The organism is Streptomyces sp. NPDC051578, assembly GCF_044454045.1.
GTDB lineage: Bacteria > Actinomycetota > Actinomycetes > Streptomycetales > Streptomycetaceae > Streptomyces.
Genome location: NZ_JBITDH010000007.1, coordinates 181,297 through 198,902, shown reverse-complemented (window position 1 = coordinate 198,902; position 17,606 = coordinate 181,297). Strand labels below are relative to the sequence as shown.

Genomic DNA, 17,606 nt, shown 5'->3' with positions numbered 1-17,606 from the left:
GGATACGACACCGGCCCCGGCCACGCCCCTGCGGGCACGACCGGGGCCGGTGTACCCCCGTGGCGAACGCCTCCCGAACTAGTCGGTGGCGATCGCGTTCAGAACGTTCATCCGCCCCGCCCGGAACGCCGGGACGAGTGCGGCGAACAGGCCCACCAGGGCCGAGCCGGCGAACACCCCGAGGATCGTGGGCCACGGGATCTCCAGCACCTTCAGCCCTTCGAGCGCCAGCAGCCGCTGCGCCGTGGCGCCCCAGCCCATGCCCAGGCCGAGCCCGAGCAGCGCGCCGAACAGGGCGATGACCACGGACTCCAGGCGGATCATGCGGCGCAGCTGACGCCGGGACAGGCCGATGGCGCGCATCAGGCCGATCTCGCGGGTCCGCTCGACCACCGAGAGCGCCAGGGTGTTCACCACACCCAGCACCGCGACGATGATCGCGAGGGCGAGCAGCCCGTAGACGATGTTCAGCAGCTGTCCGACCTGGTCGCGCAGGACCTGCTTGTAGTCGGCCTGGTTGAGCACCTTGTACTGGGGGTACTGCGCCAGCGCGGCCTTGACCCCGTCGTACGCGGCGTCCGCCTGCCCGGACTTGGCGGTGGCCAGCAGCATGAAGGGGCGCGGCAGCCTGTCGGCCGGCAGGTTCGCCTCGGCGACGGCCGTGCTGATGTACTTCATCCCCTTGTCGAGGTTGCCTTCGTCGCTGGTGATCGCCGCGATCCTCAGCTTGGCCGTCTTGCCGCCGTTGAAGGCGACCGTCAGCTCGTCACCGATCTTGAGGTGGTGCTCGGTGGCGTAGAGCGAGCCGACCGACATCGCGTTCGGCCCGTACGCCGCCGCGTGCTCGCCTGCCGTCATCGTGCGCCGGATGTCCTTGGCGTACGTGGGGTCCGTGGCGCCCAGGCCGTCGTCGGCGCTCGACCCGTCGGGCGCGGTGATCTTCACCGGGATGTCGCGGTACGCGGTGACGTGGTCCAGGTTCGCGGCGGCCCGCAGCGCCTGTTCGGCCTGCGGCACGACCGGCTGCCCGGAGGGGGAGCTGACGATGTAGTCCGCGCCGACCGACTTGTCGAGCTCGGCGGTCGCGGAGGCCACCATCGAGGAGCCGACCACCGACAGGCAGGCGACCAGCGCCAGACCGATCATCAGCGCGGCGGCGGTGGCGCCGGTGCGGCGCGGGTTGCGCAGCGCGTTGCGTTCGGCCAGCCGGCCGACGGAACCGAAGGGCCGCAGCACCGGCGCGGACAGCACCCGTACGACGATCCCGGCGAGGAAGGGGCCGATCACGATGAACCCGATGAGGGTCAGGACGACGCCCAGCCCCAGCCACAGCGAGCCCTGGGTGGCCTTGTCGGCGGCCGAGGCGAGGAAGAGCGCGGCGCCGCCGAGCCCGGTCAGGACCAGGCCGAAGGCGGCCCGGATGCGGCCGGCCCGCTTGTCGCCGGGGGTGCCGGCCTCGCGCAGCGCGGCCATCGGCGAGACCTTCCCGGCGCGGCGGCCGGGGATGTAGGCGGAGACGACGGTGACGAGGATGCCGAGGAACAGGCCGACGGCCGGGGTGGTCCAGGCGACGGTCAGGTCGTCGGTGGAGAGGTCCATGCCCATCTGGCCCATGAGCTTCATCAGGCCCACGGCCAGACCCACACCGGCGCCGACGCCGAGGACCGAGCCGACGACGCCCAGCAGGAAGGCCTCGACGAGGACGGAGCGGTTGATCTGCTTGCGGTCGGCGCCGATGGCGCGCATCAGACCGATCTCGCGGGTGCGCTGGGCGACCAGCATCGAGAAGGTGTTGAAGATGAGGAAGATGCCGACCAGGAACGCGATCAGGGCGAAGCCGAGCATCGCGTACTTCATCACGTTGAGGAACGAGCCGACGCTCTTGCGGTTGGCGTCCGCGGATTCCTTCGCGGTCTGCAGTTTGTAGGCGCCCGCGCCGACGGCCTTGGCGATGTTCTGCTTGAGCTGCTCGTCGCTGACCCCGTCCTTGGCGGTGACGTTGACGTGCGTGAAGGCGCCGGGGGTGCCGAGCAGCAGCTGCTGGGCGGTGACGGTGTCGAGGTAGACGACGGTGGCGCCCGGGTTGGTGACGGTGAAGGAGGCGATACCGCTGATCTTCGCCCGGTTGTCGCCGGTGACGGCGATCGTGCGGATGTCGTCCCCGAGGGCGAGGTGGTGCTTCTTCGCGGTGTCGGCGTCGATCATCACCTCGGTCGGGCCGCGGGGGGCCCGGCCGGAGGTGATCTTCATGGACTTGAGTTCGTTCGCGGTCCAGTTGCCCGCGAGGGTGGGGGCGCCGCCGTCCGAACCGAGGTTCTCGTTCTTGGCGTTGACGACGGTGACCGCCGCCGAGATCACTCCGCCCTCGGCGGACTTCACGCCTTCGATCTTCGAGACGCGCTCGACGACCGGGCCGGCGAGCACCTCGGGCTTGCCGCTGTCTCCGGGGGCCTTGCCCGCGTCGGGCTCCTTCGGGCTGACCGTGACGTCGGAACTGGTGACCGCGAACAGCTTGTCGAAGGTGGTGTTCATGGTGTCCGTGAACACCAGGGTGCCGCAGACGAAGGCGACCGAGAGCAGCACGGCGATGGCGGAGAGGGCCATGCGTCCCTTGTGCGCGACGAAGTTGCGCCGCGCGGTCTTCATGACGGTCACGAGGTCCGCCCGCGTGCGTCGAAGTCCTTCATCCGGTCCAGGACCTGGTCGGCGCTCGGATTCGCCATCTCGTCCACGATGCGGCCGTCGGCGAGGAAGATGACGCGGTCCGCGTAGGAGGCGGCGACCGGGTCGTGGGTGACCATCACTATGGTCTGGCCCAGCTCGTCCACCGACTGGCGCAAGAAGCCGAGGACTTCGGCCCCTGCGCGGGAGTCGAGGTTGCCGGTGGGTTCGTCACCGAAGATGATCTGCGGGCGGGAGGCGAGGGCGCGGGCGACCGCCACGCGCTGCTGCTGGCCGCCGGAGAGTTCGGTCGGGCGGTGCTTGAGACGGCCCGCGAGGCCCACGGTCTCCACCACCCGGGCCAGCCACTGGGCGTCGGGCTTGCGGCCGGCGATGTCCATGGGGAGCGTGATGTTCTCCAGGGCGTTCAGCGTCGGCAGCAGGTTGAACGCCTGGAAGATGAAGCCGATCTTGTCGCGGCGCAGCTGGGTGAGCTTCTTGTCCTTGAGGCCGGTGATCTCGGTGTCGTCCAGGTGGATCCGGCCGCTGGTCACGGTGTCCAGACCGGCCAGGCAGTGCATCAGGGTGGACTTGCCGGAGCCGGAGGGGCCCATGATCGCGGTGAACCGGCCGCGGTGGATGTCCACGTCGACCCGGTCGAGGGCGACGACGCGGGTCTCGCCCGAGCCGTACGCCTTGACGACCTCGCGTGCCCGGGCCGCGACGGCGGGATGCCCCCCAGTGCCCCCCTGCCTGGTTTCGGTCATGGCCGTTGTCACGGTGCTTCCCCTCGTCGGTGGCCGGCGCAGCTCGCCGGCCCAAGTCTGTTGAACGGGGGCCCGTCGGGCACTGGTGCCCTACGCCGTGTCCGTACGGGGGTTACCCCCACCCCGGCCGTCCCGCTCATATGACTCAGTTAAAGACCCGCCGCGGGCCCGCACCTCCTCCGCGGGGACGAAAGACCCCTCGCCCTGGCTGCGGAGGAACCCCTAGGGGTTTTCATCCCTCGGGACGGCGGGCCTCGGGGATACCGCCGGCGCGCGCCCGGTGAGAGGGTGTTGCCCGCACACGCGTGCACGGTGGAGGGGACTGCGGTGGGCATGGGGGAGAGAGCGGGCGGCCGCCCTGGGGAGGGCGCGCGGAACCGCGCAAGGCGAAACGTTTCAGCCAATCCGTGGCGGACGACCAGACCGAGGCGGCCGACCAGCACCGCCGGGCCGGCCCGCCCCGCGGACGCGGGGGAACCGGCCAGAGCCGCCGACTCCGCGGAGCCGACACCCCCCACGGAGGCGGGCAGAGCCACCGACCCCGCGGAGCCGGCGACCACCGTGGACGCCGGCAGGGCGGCGGGCCCCGCGTACGCCGGGGAAACCCGAAGTGCCGCCCACGCCGGGCGTCCGGCGCGCTCCACGGACGCGGGCAGAGCCGGCCAGTCCGGGGAGGCGGGCACGGGCGGAGGGGCGGACGTGGTGGCGGGGCGCGGGCGGCCGAAGGCCGCCGTCGTCGCCGCCCTGATGCTGACCATGGGCCTCGTCGCCCTCGACGGCGCCATCGTCTCCACCGCCGTCCCCCAGATCGTCGGCGACCTCGGCGGCTTCTCGGTCTTCTCCTGGATCTTCGCCGGCTACGTACTCGCCGGCACCGTCACCCTCCCCGTCTACGGGAAGCTCTCCGACACCTACGGCCGCAAGCCCGTCCTGCTCATCGGCATCACCCTGTTCCTCCTCGGCTCACTGCTGTGCGCCGCCGCCTGGAACATGGCCGCTCTCATCGCGTTCCGCATCCTCCAAGGCCTCGGCGGCGGCGCCCTCCAGGGCACGGTCCAGACCCTCGCCGCCGACCTCTACCCCCTCAAGGACCGCCCCCGCATCCAGTCCCGGATGACCGTCGTATGGGCCACCTCGGCCGTCGGCGGCCCCGCGGTGGGCGGAGTCATCGCCACCTACGCGGACTGGCGCTGGATCTTCCTGCTCAACCTGCCGCTCGCCCTCGCCGCACTCGCGATCATCGCCCGCCACCTCACCGAACCCGTACGCTCCCCGGGGCGCCGGGGCCGCATCGACTGGGCCGGCGCACTCGGCGTGTTCGCTTGCGGCGGGGTCGTGCTCTTCGCCCTCGTCCAAGGCGGCGTCGCCTGGCCCTGGCTCTCCGCCCCCTCCCTCGGACTCCTGGCCACCGGCGCACTACTGGCCGCCCTGGTCGTCCACGTGGAACGCCGGGCCGAGGAACCGATCCTGCCCGGCTGGGTGTGGCGCCGGCGCACCATCGCCGCCGTCAACCTCGCCATGGCCGCCCTCGGCCTCCTCATGGCCGCCCCGCAGGTCTTCATGCCGACCTACGCCCAGGCCGTCCTCGGCCTCGGCGCCGTCAATGCCGGCCTGGTCGCCTCCGCCATGACCCTGACCTGGCCCATCACCGCCGCCGTCGCCCAGCACGTCTACCGGCGCATCGGGTTCCGCGACACCGCCGCCACCGGGGTCGCCCTGGCCGCCGTGGTCCTGTTCTCCTTCACCCTGCTCCCCTACCCGGCCCGGCCCTGGCAGGCGGCGACGGTCATGCTGCTGCTCGGCGCCGCCCTCGGCCTCTTCCAACTCCCGCTGATCGCCGGGGTCCAGTCCACGGTGGTCTGGGCGGAAAGGGGGACCACGACGGCCTCCGTCCTGTTCTCCCGGCAGGTCGGCCAGAGCGTGGGAGCGGCACTCATGGGGGCCGTCGCCAACGCCACCATCGCCGCCCGGCTGACGCGGGCCCCCGTTCCCGGACTACCGGACCACCTGGACGACGTATCGAAGGCACTGGACCGGCCGGAACTCCTCCCGCAGGCCGCCGCCGACCACCTGCGGGCCGCCGTGAACGCCGCCGTGCACCACATCTTCCTCGGCGCGGCGGTAGCCGCCCTGGCAGCGCTGCTGATCCTGCTGACGGTGGCGCCCCGCACGTTCCCCGTCCTGCCGGGCCAGGAGTAGCCCCCGCAAGTTGTCATGCTCCGGGCGTGCGGGTATTTCTCTGGAGGCGACCCGACGCCCGGCACCACCACACGGGGGACCCATGACTTCCGCACTCCTCGCCCTGGCCTTACTCGCCGCCCTGGCCGGCCCGACCGCCCTGCGGCTCTACCACCACCCCGGCTTCATCACCGGCCGCGACGGCCGGCTCTCCACCTCCACCACCCTCGCCCTGGCCTGGACCGTCATCCTGGTCTGGCTGCTGCTCACCTGCCTCGCCTACGGGCTGACGGCAGGCGGCGGAGCCACCTGGTTCCAGGGCGAGCACGGCCCGCTGTCCAACCTGACGACGGTGTACCTGCCGCTGCTCGGCGGCCCCTACCTGGCGCTGATCGGGGCCAAGACGGTCGTCGGGATCCGCGTGCAGAACGGCAGCCTCGCCAAGCCGGCCCCCAAGCCGACCACCACGGGCCGGCGGCCGCTGCGGGAGCTGATCGCGAACGACAGCGGACGCACGGACCTGGTCGACCTCCAATACGTGGCACTCGGCGCGGTGACGATGCTCTACGTCGTCCTCTTCTTCCTCGCCGACGTCGGCGGCGGACTCCCGCGCCTGCCCGGGGAGATCTGGGCCCTCACCGGAGCCCCGGCGGGTGCCTACCTCGTCAACAAGCTGGCCACCCGCGCCAACCCGGTCATCACGCACGTCACCCTCGCGGACGGCGTCCTCACCATCGAGGGCGGCGGCTTCGACGACGCCCGCGTCACCGTGGCCGACACTCCCGTCCCCACCGTCCTCGACCCCCTGACCTGCGCCCTCACCGCGCCCCTCCCCAACCCCCCGTCCACCCCCTTCACGGTGACCGTCACCTCCCACGGCCTCCGCAGCGACCCGTACGTCTACGCCCCGGCCGCAGACGCCCCATCCGGCCCCGCCGAATCCACCCCGGCCACCCCCTCAGGCGCAGCCGCCCCGTCAAACCCGGCGAACCCCGCAAGCCCGTCCAACTCCCCAAGCCCGGCCCACCCCTCAAGCCCGGCCGCCACCGCAAGTCCGGCCGCCACCGCAAGTCCGGCCCACCCCTCAAGCCCCGCAGGCGTTTGAGGCGCGGCGCGCGGGGCCGGGGTGCGCTGGGTGCGGGCGGAGCCCCGCACAGCCCGCCGCCGCCCCGCTCAGCCCTCCGCCGGAGCCCGCCCCGTCAACGCCGCCAGGCTCGACCGCACATGGCTCATGTGCGCCCGCATCTCCTCCTGCGCCTCGGCATGCTCCCGCAGGACCCGCTCCGTCTCCCGCCCCACCCGCTCCTCCCGCGCCCGCGCCGCCGCGACCAGCTCCGCCCCCCGCGCCTCGGCGTCCTCCTGGCCGTGCCGCGCCGCCTCCTCCGCCTCGGCGAACCCCCGCCGCGCCTCCGCCAGCCGCGCCTCCGCGTCCCGCTCCAGCTGCGACAACCGCGCCTCCTGGTCCGCCTCCCGTACGGCGATCTCCCGCTCCGCCGCCTCCCGGCGCTCCCGCTGCTCCTGCTCCTGCTCCGCCACCAGCACGTCCGCCCGCCGCCGCGTCTCCACCAGCGCCGCGTGCGCCTCCGCCCGCCACCGCGCCGCGTCGTCCCGCGCCTTGGCCCGCACCTCGTCCGCCTCGCGCTGCGCCCGCTCCAGCCCCTGGCGCGCCCGCACCTCGGTCTGCTCCACCACCGCGTGCGCGTCCTGCCGCGCCAGCTCCGCCACCCGCTCCGCGTACGCGTCCGCCGCACCCAGCGTCGCCGACGCGTCCGCGCGCGCGTCCCCCCGTACGGCTTCGCCCTCCTCCAGCGCCAGCGCCAGGATCCGCCGCGCCCGCTCGCTCAACTCGTCGTACGTCTGCGGCGCCAGCGAGGCCACCGTCTCCCGCAGCCGCTGCGCCTCCGCCTCCATCCGCTTCGCCAGGACCGTCAGCCGAGCCACCCGCTCCCAGGCCTCGTCCCGGCTGCCCGACAGCCGCGCGAGATACCGGTCGACCTGATCCGTCCGGTAACCGCGACCGCGCGCGGTCGCCAAACGCTGAGGTCCCTGAGGTGTCATCGGTGCACTCATGCTGGAAGCGCCTCTCTCGCGGGGATTCCCGTCAAGGATGCGTCATTTGCTCCCTGAAGCCGGAATGGCCGGGCCGGGAACCCCTCACGGAGGTCCCGGCCCGGCCACACCTGCCGACGGCCGCGATCAGAGCAGCCCGTCCCACATCTGCTCCACCAGCACCGACCACCAGCTCTCCGGCGAAGCCAGCGCCGCACTGTCCAGCCCCGCCAGATTCGCCTGGAAATCGACGGTCCAACGCCCCGCCTGCTCCGGCGTCAAATGCTGGCGCAACCGCCACATCTGACCCAGCATCGCCAGCGACCGTACGAACTGCGGCAGGCTCGAATTCACGAACTGCGGCGGCACCGGCGCCCCGCCCGGACCGGCCTCCACCGGAACCGCGACGATGTGCGCCGTCCCGTACTGCACGCACAGCGCCTTGCCGAAGTCACTGCCCACCACCAGGTACGAACCCGCGTCCGACGCCGCCTGCACCTGCCGCTGCGCCGCCAGCTCCGCCAACGTCGGCAACGGCTGACCCGGCACCGCCTGCGCCCAGAAGAACGGCCCGAAGTCCACCGGCAGACCCGACCACATCAGCGTCTGCGCCACGATCTCCGGCACACCCTGACGGGATACCGCCCGCTGATCGAAACGGAACACGCCCTGCGGCCCGAACGCCCCCGCCAGCTCCTGCGCGATCGCCTCCAGCGGGATCGCCGGCTGCAACGGAACCTGCGGCAGCGGCGCCCGCACCGGCGCGGGGCGCGCCGGACCGTCCGCCACCTGGTGCAGTTCACTCTGGTGGGTGATCAGATGCCGCATGCCCTGCTGACGGCTCGCGTGATCCGTGCCGTACGGGGCCACGCTCGTGATCCGCACCTGCGGCCACGTCTCGCGGATCATCCGCGCGCAGTAACCACCGGGCAGCTCACACGACGCCAGCTCCGTGTGCAGCTCCAGCACCTGCTGCGGCGGCACGTTCATCGCACGCAGCTCGTACAGGATCTGCCACTCGGGGTGCGGCGTACCGGGCGCCGAACGACGGATCAGCTGCTGCTCGGAACCGTCGGGCGCCCGGTAGCGCAGCACGGCCTGGTACCCGGGGCCCACCGTGGGCACGCCGGGCTGCTGCGCCGCCACGGGAGCCGGGCCGTGCTGCGGCGCGCCGGGCGGCGGACCGGGCGGGCCGGGCGGCTGCGGGACACCGGGGTTCGCGAGCATCGTCGCGGCATGATGCACGCCGCCGCCGGGCGTACCAGGAGCCGCAGGAGCACCCGCACCAGCCCCCGCGCCCCGGGACGGACCCCCAGGCACACCAGGAGCCGGCGGCGGCCCGGGCGGAACCGGCGGACCCACCACAGCAGGCCCCGCCAACATCGTCGCCGCATGATCAAGCCCACCACCCGGCCCACCAGAAGCACCGGCACCCACACCCGCACCCCCGGACGAACCCCCAGGCACACCAGGAGCCGGCGGCGGCCCGGGCGGAACCGGCGGACCCACCACAGCAGGTCCGGCCAACATCGTCGCAGCGTGATCAAGCCCACCACCCGGCGCACCAGAAGCCCCCGGCAGCGCCGGAGGCGCAGGAGGCACGGACGGCACGTCAGCCGGCGCACCGGCCGCTGCCCTGGAAACCCCCGGCCGTACCTGCGCCTTGCTCGTCGGCGCGTCGGCGATGCTCCCCGCACCCTCCCCCAGCGCCGGCGCTATCGCCGTCCTCGGCAGCTGACTGCCCCCGGACATCAACGTCGTCTTCGCCTCCGGAGCCACCCCCGAAGACGCCGCCGCGCCCTCCTCCACGTCCGACCCGGAAAGCGGCGGCGCGAACACCGTCGCCGGCAACGGCACCGACGGCTCGTCCGCCCCGGAATTCACATCCGTCCCCGCCCACGGGGTCGCCCCCGCCGGCACCCCGTCCTCGGCCGTCGGCTCGTACGGCACCTCGCCCCCGCCACGAGACGCGACCGCCCCCGGAGGAACCTCGCCCGCAGGAACCTCGGCAGCCGCGGAAACGGCACCCGAAGACTCCTCCCGGGGAATGCCCGCACGGTCCGCCGCCTCCTGCAACCACTCCGGCGGACTCAACATGAACGACGTCTGCTCCGAGTCGATCCGCGGCGACGGAACCGAAGCCTCCGCGACCGGCGCCGACGCCGCCCCGTACTCCTCCTCGTACCGCCGGATCACCTCACCCACCGGCAACCCCGGCCACAACGTCACCTCCCCGCTGTCCCGCGCGATGACCAGCCGCTGCCGCCCACCACCGGACACCGGACCCGCCGCACGGTCCTCCGCCCACACCACGAACCCCAGCCCGAACTCCCGCACCCGCACCTCACGGTGCTGGTACCCGGGCACATCCCCGTTGATCCACTCCTCGGCGCGCTCCTGCGCCTGCGCAAACGTCACCACCGCGCCGTCACCCCTCCACCGGAGCGGCACCCGCAACGGGAACCGAGCGTGCGAATCCGCCGTCCACCATCAGACCGGCCACCGTCTCCAACTCCGGCGGATTACCCGCCAACCGCTCCAGAAAGGCGTCGAAATCAGCACCGCACGGCAGCAACAGCCGCTCCACGCGCTCCTGCACCGACCAGCCGTCCCGGTCACGCCCGTCGTCGTAGGGAGAGAACCACACAGAACCGATCCCCTCACCCTTCACCTTCACCGCGAGCAACCCGCCCTGCACGAAGGCCACACACAGGTAGTCCTTCGTCAGGTGGTCCCGCAGACACTTGTTGACGTACACCAGGTCGTTGACCGCCGCCTCCTCACGCACTGTGAAGAACGGCTGGTCCACCAACAGACCCAGCTCCACATCCAGCCCCGTACCCACCGGAGCACAGCCTCCGGCCGCCTTGAGGAACGACCGGTACGCCTCCGGCAGCCGGTACCCGAGGTCCTCCTCGACCCCCTGCACCTGCCGCTCCGACACCGAAACCACCGACTTCGGCAGACCCAGGTGCACCGGACGCACCTCCTGCAAGGGCCGCGTCCCACGCTTGTCCTGATCCACCGGCGCCGACGCCAGCCCCGCGTGATGACGCAGCAACGCCTTCACCTCGACCGGAACCAGCTCCAGCCGGCGCGACCCCGCCACGTGGTGCCACGTCCACCCGTGCGGAGTCGCCACCGCACCGACCGTGTCCCACAGCTCGTGACCCACCGCGCGCATCGCCGCATTCGCGGACACGTAGTCCGTCAAACGCAACTCGTCCACACCGAAACCCTCCGGCGGCTCCGCGATCTCCACCGCCGCCCGCGCGTACGGAGAGAAATCAGGATGACCCTCACCACTCATCCGGACACCGTGAGGATGCCGGGCAGCCCGGACCGGGTCCGGAAAATGCACGACCTGCCCCGAATAAGCGGCGTTGGGTGGCGGGGCCTGCTGCCCGAGCCGACCTGTCGTCATGGCGGTAGCCCCCTGCTGGATCTGGCTGGTTCACCACAGCCTATGTGCTCCCGCAAGAGCGGCCCCCGCCCACCGGCCACCCACCCACACCACGGCCCGCAACATCCGAATTGATACGAAAATTCGACCCCGCTTCCACACCACACGGGACATTTGACAGGCTGTCCCCTCAGCACGGGGGCGTGCGCGACCGCGGCCACCACCGCCGCCACGGGAGGGAAGAGCGACCATGCAGCACACGGCAACACGCGCGGACCACGCCGAACCGGCACCCGCCACCGCCACCACGGCAACCACCGGCACCATGGCCACCACCGTCGCCGCCGGCACCACCGCGACCACCACCGCCACCGCCACCGGCGACCCGCGCCTGCGCTGGAGCACCACCGACGGCCACACCGCCCCCGTACTGCGCTTCCGCCGCGACGGCATCCTGCCCACCATCGCCGCAGCCCTCTCCGTACGCGGCGAAACCCTCACCGGCACCGCCGGCAAAGCCGACCAGCCCCCCGCACTCCACCCACTCGTCCAGGACTACCTCGACACCCTCACCAGCAGCCAACGCGAACGCTTCACCGGCCGGTGCCCCGAAGCCATACTCCTCTCCCGGCACATCACCACCACCGAAGCCACCCGCAGCAGACGCGCCTCCCGCAAACCCCTCACCGCGAGCGAAGCCCGCCGCTCCCTCAAACACGCCAAGATCACCGCCCGCCACATCCGCGAAGACGGCGACCCCCTCCACGGCACCTACGCACCCCCCTGCCGCTCCTGCCAAGCCCTCCTCACCCACTTCGGCGTACGCCCCGTCGACCTCTCCCACACCGAGTAGCCGCCATGACCACCTCCGCGTCCTACGACCGCTCCTCAGCCACCCGCTTCCCCGCCCCCATCGACAACGCCCTGCGCACCGCCGGCTGGGAACCCGGACGCTGGGACATCAAGCAGGCCGAATACTGGGCCGACGCCCTGCGCGACCACACCACCCCCGCCGGCCACCGCCACACCGTCTTCCCCGCCGCGGTCGAAGCCTGGGCCGAATTCGGCGGCCTCACCGTCACCGCCCCCGGCCCCGGCCGCCAGATAGCCCCCACCCCCGTACACCTCGACCCCCTCACCGGCCTCCACCTCGCCCGCACCTTCGCCGACCTCGGCCGCGCCCTCACCACCGAACTCAGCCCCCTCGGCATCGACGCCGACACCGGCTCCCACCTGGCCATCGACCGCGAAGGCCGCGTCTACGGCATCGACCACACCGGCGACTGGTACCTCGGCGCCTCCCTCGACGAAGCCCTCACCCTCCTCCTCACCGGCCTCCAGCCCACCCGCCTCACCACCGGCCAGGGCAGCCGGCTCGGCTAGGCGGCCAGAACAACCAGGTCGGCCAGGGGGCCAGGGCGGCCCGTTCGGCTAGGCCCGCACGGGCGCACACGGCAGCACGGCCGACACCCGGAAACCACCCGAGTCCGTCGGCCCCGCCACGAACACCCCGCCCAGCCCCAGCACCCGCTCCCGCATCCCCACCAGACCGTTCCCCCCACTGGGCAGACCCGCCCCACCCGCATCACCGTCACACGGCCCGTTCTCCACCTGCATCGCCACCTCACCCTCCCGGTGAGCCAGCCGCACCTCGACCTCCGCACCCGGCGCGTGCTTGTGGCAGTTCGTCAACGCCTCCTGCACCACCCGGTACGCCGTCTGCTCCACCTCCGCCGCATACCCCGGCCACTCCCCCCGCACATCCAGCCGCACCACCATCCCCGCCTCCCGCGACTGCCCCACCAGCACCTCCAGCTCCGCCAGCGACGGTCCCTCCTCCTGGCCCGCAACCACCACCGGCACCACCGGCACCGCCACCGGCTTCGGCGCCACCGGAGCCCGCAACACCCCCAACATCTCCCGCAACTCCGTCAACGCCTGCCGGCCCATGTCCCCCACCAAAGCCGCGTTCCGCGCCGCCTTCACCGGATCCTTCACCGCCACCGCCTGCAACGCCGCCGCATGCACCACCATCAACGACACCCGGTGCGCCACCACGTCGTGCATCTCCCGCGCGATCCGCGTCCGCTCCTCCGTACGCGCCCACTCCGCGCGCTCCTCGGCCCGCTCCGCGAGCAGCGACAACTCCCGCTCCAGCGAATCCGCCCGCTCGTGCAGGCTCTCCATCAACCGGCGCCGCGCACCCACGTACATGCCGAGCAGCACCGGCGGCACCGTCAGCGCCACCGCCACGAACACCGACAGCGAGAGCAACAGGGTCTGCGTCACCCCCGCCTCGTCGTCGGTCCGCATGTAGATCACCACCAGCGTCGCGACGAGCGACATCGAAGCCACCGTCGCCGTGACCCGCCGGGGCACCTCACACGCGGCCAGGGTGTACAGCCCCACCACCCCGAGCAGGAACCCCATCACCGCCGGCGTCACCGCGATCGCCACCAGCACCACGGCCACCGGCCAACGCCGCCGCAGCACGAGCGTGGCCCCCACCACGGCCCCGAACAGCACCCCCAGCACCGCCGGCACCCCGGCCTCGCGCGCGAACGGCACCCCTTCCCACGCGCACTCCAGGGCGGACGCCGCCCCGATCCCCACGTCCCACACGACGTCCCGCCGCCGCTCCCACCACAAAGGCGGCCCAGCGCGGCCTTGCTCTTCCCCCGTACTGGTCATGCCGTCCAGCGTACGCAGCACCCGCAGCACAGGGCCGACGGATTTACCGGCAAACCATCGGTAATCGCACGTACGACTGAATGTCCCGCCCATCGAAACCTGAATCCCGCATTCCGGACGACATTGGCCACATGACCGAAACCCGACGCCGCCCCGGCGACGGCACCGGCGGCCTCCGTACGGGCGCCACCACCTTCGAGGCCCTGCGCGAGCAGGCCGTCACCCTGCGCCGCGAAGGCCTCAGCCGCCGCCAGATCCGCGACCGCCTCCACGTCCACAACAACGACATCCTCAACCGCCTCCTGGAAGGCGAACCCGCCCCCGAATGGACGAAGCGCCCCAACGCCAAGGACGACCTCCGCGCCAAGGCCCGCGAACTACGCCTCCAGGGCCTGACCTACGACCAGATGCAGGTCGAGCTCGGCTGCTCGAAGAGCTCCATCTCCCTCTGGGTCCGCGACCTCCCGAAGCCGGAGCGGCACCGCACCCCGGAAGAGGCTTCCGTGAACGCCAAGCGGGGCTGGGAGCGGACTCTCGACGCACGAGATGAGGAGCGACGCCGCATCAAGCAGGAGGCCGCGGCCGAGATCACCGAGCTCTCGGAACGGGAACTGTTCATCCTGGGCGTCGGCCTCTATTGGGCAGAGGGCAGCAAGGACAAAACCTACGACCGGCGCGAGCGTGCGATCTTCGTCAACAGCGACCCGGACATGATCCGCACGTATCTCACTTGGTTGCGCCTGCTGGGCGTCGACGGCAAGCAGATCCGCTGCGCGATCACGATCCACGAGTCGGCCGACGTCCCGGCGGCGGAGGCGTACTGGGCGGACCTCGTGGGCAAGAGCGGAGCCGTATTCCTCAAGACCACGCTGAAGCGCCACAATCCGAAGACGGTGCGAAAGAACACCGGCGAGAACTACTACGGCTGTCTCGCGGTCCGCGTACTCCGAAGCGCCGGTCTGTACCGTCGCATCGAAGGCTGGTGGTGCGGCATAGTAGGGGCTGCAGCCGCAGCCGATCACCAATATCGGACATAGTGGGCGAACCATCCCGGATCGTCTAAGGGCAGGACAAATGGTTTTGGTCCATTGAATGAGGGTTCGAATCCTTCTCCGGGAGCTCACACACATCAGTTGCTCAGGTTCGGGTCCTGACCTCCGCGGTCGGGACCCGGCCTCGTTTCCGGGGGCCGGGCCACCGGTATCCTTCACGGGTCCACCCCCGAAGCCGAAGGGCACCCCCGTGAGCGCAACCCGCCCGGCAGCCGTCGTCGTACTCGCAGCGGGTGAAGGCACCCGCATGAAGTCGGCCACTCCCAAGGTTCTGCACGAGATCGCCGGGCGCTCGCTCGTCGGCCACGTCGTCGCCGCCTCACGCGAGCTGGACCCCGCGCACCTCGTGGTCGTCGTGGGCCACGCCCGCGAGAAGGTCGCCGCGCACCTCTCCGAGATCGACGCGGGCGTGCGTACCGCCGTCCAGTACGAGCAGAACGGCACCGGGCACGCCGTCCGGATGGCCCTCGAAGAGCTCGGCGGCGAGATCACCGGGACCGTGGTGGTCGTCTGCGGCGACACCCCGCTGCTGACGGGCGAGACGCTCCGGCAGCTCGCGCACACGCACGAGGCCGACGGGAACGCCGTCACCGTGCTCACCGCCGAGGTCCCCGACTCGACCGGCTACGGGCGGATCGTGCGGGACGCGGCGACCGGTGCCGTGACGGCGATCGTGGAGCACAAGGACGCCACCGAGGCGCAGCTCGCGATCCGTGAGATCAACTCCGGGGTCTTCGCCTTCGACGGGGCGCTGCTGAGCGATGCGCTGGGCAAGGTCCGTACGGACAACAGCCAGGGCGAGGAGTACCTCACGGACGTCCTCGGGATCCTGCGTGAGGCCGGCCATCGGGTGGGGGCGGCCGTGGGGGCGGATCACCGGCAGATCCTGGGGATCAACAACCGGGTGCAGCTGGCGGAGGCGCGGGCGTTGCTGAACGCGCGGTTGCTGGAGCGGGCGATGCTGGCGGGTGTGACGGTGGTGGATCCGGCGAGCACGTTCGTGGACGTGTCGGTGACGTTCGGGCAGGACGCGGTGGTCCACCCGGGTACGCAGCTGCTGGGGAGCACGCATGTCGCGGAGGGGGCCGAGGTCGGTCCGAACACGCGGCTGAGGGACACGCGGGTGGGTGCGGGTGCCCGGGTGGACAACACGGTGGCGGATTCGGCGGTGGTCGGCGAGTCGGCGACGGTGGGTCCGTTCGCGTACTTGCGTCCCGGGACGGTTCTGGGTGCGAAGGCCAAGGCGGGTACGTACGTCGAGATGAAGAACGCGACGATCGGTGAGGGTACGAAGGTGCCGCACCTGTCGTACGTCGGGGACGCGACGATCGGTGAGTACACCAACATCGGTGCGGCGAGTGTCTTCGTGAACTACGACGGTGAACACAAGCACCACACGACGATCGGTTCACACTGCAAGACGGGTTCGGACAACATGTTTGTGGCGCCCGTCACGGTCGGGGACGGTGCTTACACGGCGGCCGGGTCGGTGATCACGAAGGACGTGCCGGCGGGTGCGCTGGCCGTTGCCCGTGGCCAGCAGCGGAATATCGAGGGTTGGGTGGCTCGTAAGCGTCCGGGGAGTGCCGCTGCTGCGGCGGCCGAGTCGGCGGTCGGGGAGGGCTCGGGGTCGCGTTGAGCGGCTGTCCGGGTGAACTGACCGGAAACAGGTGCGTCGGCGACGGCGTACCGTGATAGGTGCACGCAATTCGGCTGGCTCACCGTGTGCGGGACGGACGCGCACGGGGGCGAGCAGCTTTCAACACGTCTGAGGAGACTGTGCTGTGACCGGGATCAAGACGACCGGCGAGAAGAAGCTGATGCTCTTCTCCGGCCGCGCCCACCCCGAGCTGGCCGAGGAGGTCGCGCACCAGTTGGGCGTCGCTCTGGTGCCGACGAAGGCTTTCGACTTCGCGAACGGTGAGATCTACGTTCGGTTCCAGGAGTCGGCGCGTGGTGCGGACTGCTTCCTGATCCAGAGCCACACGGCTCCGATCAACAAGTGGATCATGGAGCAGCTGATCATGATCGACGCGTTGAAGCGTGCTTCGGCGCGTTCCATCACGGTGATCGTGCCGTCGTACGGGTATGCCCGTCAGGACAAGAAGCACAAGGGCCGTGAGCCGATCTCGGCGCGTCTGGTGGCGGATCTGCTCAAGACGGCGGGTGCGGACCGGATCCTGACGGTGGACCTGCACACGGACCAGATCCAGGGCTTCTTCGACGGTCCGGTGGACCACCTGTCGGCGCTGACGGTCCTGGCGGACTACGTGGGTGCGAAGGTGGACCGGTCGAAGCTGACGATCGTGTCTCCGGACGCGGGCCGGGTGCGGGTGGCGGACCGTTGGTGTGACCGTCTGGACGCGCCGCTGGCGATCGTGCACAAGCGTCGTGACAAGGACGTGGCGAACCAGGTGACCGTCCACGAGGTCGTGGGTGAGGTCAAGGGCCGGGTCTGCGTCCTGGTGGACGACATGATCGACACGGGTGGCACGATCTGCGCCGCGGCCGACGCGCTGTTCGCGCACGGTGCGGAGGACGTGATCGTGACGGCGACGCACGGCATCCTGTCGGGTCCTGCCGCTGATCGTCTCAAGAACTCGAAGGTCAGCGAGTTCGTGTTCACGAACACGCTGCCGGACCCGTCGGACCTGGAGCTGGACAAGATCACGGTGCTGTCGATCGCGCCGATGATCGCGCGTGCGGTGCGCGAGGTGTTCGAGGACGGTTCGGTCACGAGCCTGTTCGAAGAGCAGCAGTAGGGGCGGTCGGCGCCCTGCGCCGCTGATCCTTTTGGGTGTGGCC

At 71.4% G+C, this 17,606-nt stretch carries 13 protein-coding genes and 1 tRNA gene; 8 read left to right on the top strand and 6 right to left on the bottom strand.

Annotated elements, in window-relative coordinates; genetic code table 11:
* Window positions 1–78: 78 nt before the first annotated feature.
* Together ACIA6C_RS26125 and ACIA6C_RS26120 are read right to left on the bottom strand one after the other, a co-directional pair.
* On the bottom strand, window positions 79–2,655 hold the full coding sequence (locus tag ACIA6C_RS26125; protein WP_399279364.1) for an ABC transporter permease: 2,577 nt from the start codon (window positions 2,653–2,655) through the stop codon (window positions 79–81).
* A complete protein-coding gene (locus ACIA6C_RS26120) occupies window positions 2,652–3,428 on the bottom strand; it encodes an ABC transporter ATP-binding protein (RefSeq protein WP_399279362.1) in 777 nt (258 codons plus the stop codon). Before ACIA6C_RS26120 ends, ACIA6C_RS26125 begins: the two co-directional genes overlap by 4 nt.
* Before the next feature lie 699 nt (window positions 3,429–4,127).
* Between ACIA6C_RS26120 and ACIA6C_RS26115 the strand changes: the two genes are divergently transcribed.
* Window positions 4,128–5,627 (top strand): MFS transporter, encoded by a 1,500-nt coding sequence (locus tag ACIA6C_RS26115; RefSeq protein WP_399279535.1) that lies wholly within the window; start codon window positions 4,128–4,130, stop codon window positions 5,625–5,627.
* 82 nt (window positions 5,628–5,709) lie between these two features.
* A complete protein-coding gene (locus tag ACIA6C_RS26110; protein ID WP_399279360.1) occupies window positions 5,710–6,711 on the top strand; it encodes a hypothetical protein in 1,002 nt (333 codons plus the stop codon).
* A 68-nt stretch (window positions 6,712–6,779) separates the two neighbouring features.
* Here the strand turns inward: ACIA6C_RS26110 and ACIA6C_RS26105 are convergent, their stop codons facing one another.
* The 3 genes from ACIA6C_RS26105 to ACIA6C_RS26095 form a co-directional block, all read right to left on the bottom strand.
* The gene (locus ACIA6C_RS26105) at window positions 6,780–7,640 is read right to left on the bottom strand and encodes a cellulose-binding protein (protein WP_399279358.1); all 861 of its coding nucleotides are present in this window, start codon (window positions 7,638–7,640) and stop codon (window positions 6,780–6,782) included.
* A gap of 162 nt (window positions 7,641–7,802) precedes the next feature.
* Complete coding sequence (locus ACIA6C_RS26100) at window positions 7,803–10,076, bottom strand: SUKH-4 family immunity protein (protein WP_399279356.1); 2,274 nt, start codon at window positions 10,074–10,076, stop codon at window positions 7,803–7,805.
* A 7-nt stretch (window positions 10,077–10,083) separates the two neighbouring features.
* Entirely contained in the window at window positions 10,084–11,079 is a 996-nt protein-coding gene (locus ACIA6C_RS26095; protein ID WP_361137170.1) for an SMI1/KNR4 family protein, read from the bottom strand.
* A 304-nt stretch (window positions 11,080–11,383) separates the two neighbouring features.
* On the opposite strand from ACIA6C_RS26095, the gene ACIA6C_RS26090 reads away from it, so the two are divergent.
* Entirely contained in the window at window positions 11,384–11,911 is a 528-nt protein-coding gene (locus ACIA6C_RS26090; RefSeq protein ID WP_399279533.1) for a YwqJ-related putative deaminase, read from the top strand.
* A 5-nt stretch (window positions 11,912–11,916) separates the two neighbouring features.
* On the top strand, window positions 11,917–12,441 hold the full coding sequence (locus ACIA6C_RS26085; protein WP_361137171.1) for an SUKH-3 domain-containing protein: 525 nt from the start codon (window positions 11,917–11,919) through the stop codon (window positions 12,439–12,441).
* Between the two features lie 48 nt (window positions 12,442–12,489).
* Here ACIA6C_RS26085 and ACIA6C_RS26080 read toward each other — a convergent pair whose 3' ends face one another.
* Window positions 12,490–13,749 carry a sensor histidine kinase gene (locus ACIA6C_RS26080; RefSeq protein ID WP_399279531.1) on the bottom strand — a complete coding sequence of 420 codons (1,260 nt, stop codon included), beginning with the start codon at window positions 13,747–13,749 and terminating at the stop codon, window positions 12,490–12,492.
* Window positions 13,750–13,880: 131 nt separating this feature from the next.
* Here ACIA6C_RS26080 and ACIA6C_RS26075 point away from each other — a divergent pair, with 131 nt between their 5' ends.
* From ACIA6C_RS26075 to ACIA6C_RS26060, 4 genes are all read left to right on the top strand, one after another.
* Window positions 13,881–14,786 carry a hypothetical protein gene (locus ACIA6C_RS26075; RefSeq protein WP_399279354.1) on the top strand — a complete coding sequence of 302 codons (906 nt, stop codon included), beginning with the start codon at window positions 13,881–13,883 and terminating at the stop codon, window positions 14,784–14,786.
* 11 nt (window positions 14,787–14,797) lie between these two features.
* Window positions 14,798–14,868 (top strand) — tRNA-Gln (locus tag ACIA6C_RS26070).
* A 123-nt stretch (window positions 14,869–14,991) separates the two neighbouring features.
* Window positions 14,992–16,440: a bifunctional UDP-N-acetylglucosamine diphosphorylase/glucosamine-1-phosphate N-acetyltransferase GlmU gene (glmU, locus tag ACIA6C_RS26065; protein ID WP_366080168.1), complete on the top strand. Its 1,449-nt coding sequence runs from the start codon at window positions 14,992–14,994 to the stop codon at window positions 16,438–16,440.
* 145 nt (window positions 16,441–16,585) lie between these two features.
* Entirely contained in the window at window positions 16,586–17,563 is a 978-nt protein-coding gene (locus ACIA6C_RS26060; RefSeq protein ID WP_136213578.1) for a ribose-phosphate diphosphokinase, read from the top strand.
* The last annotated feature ends 43 nt before the right edge of the window (window positions 17,564–17,606 follow it).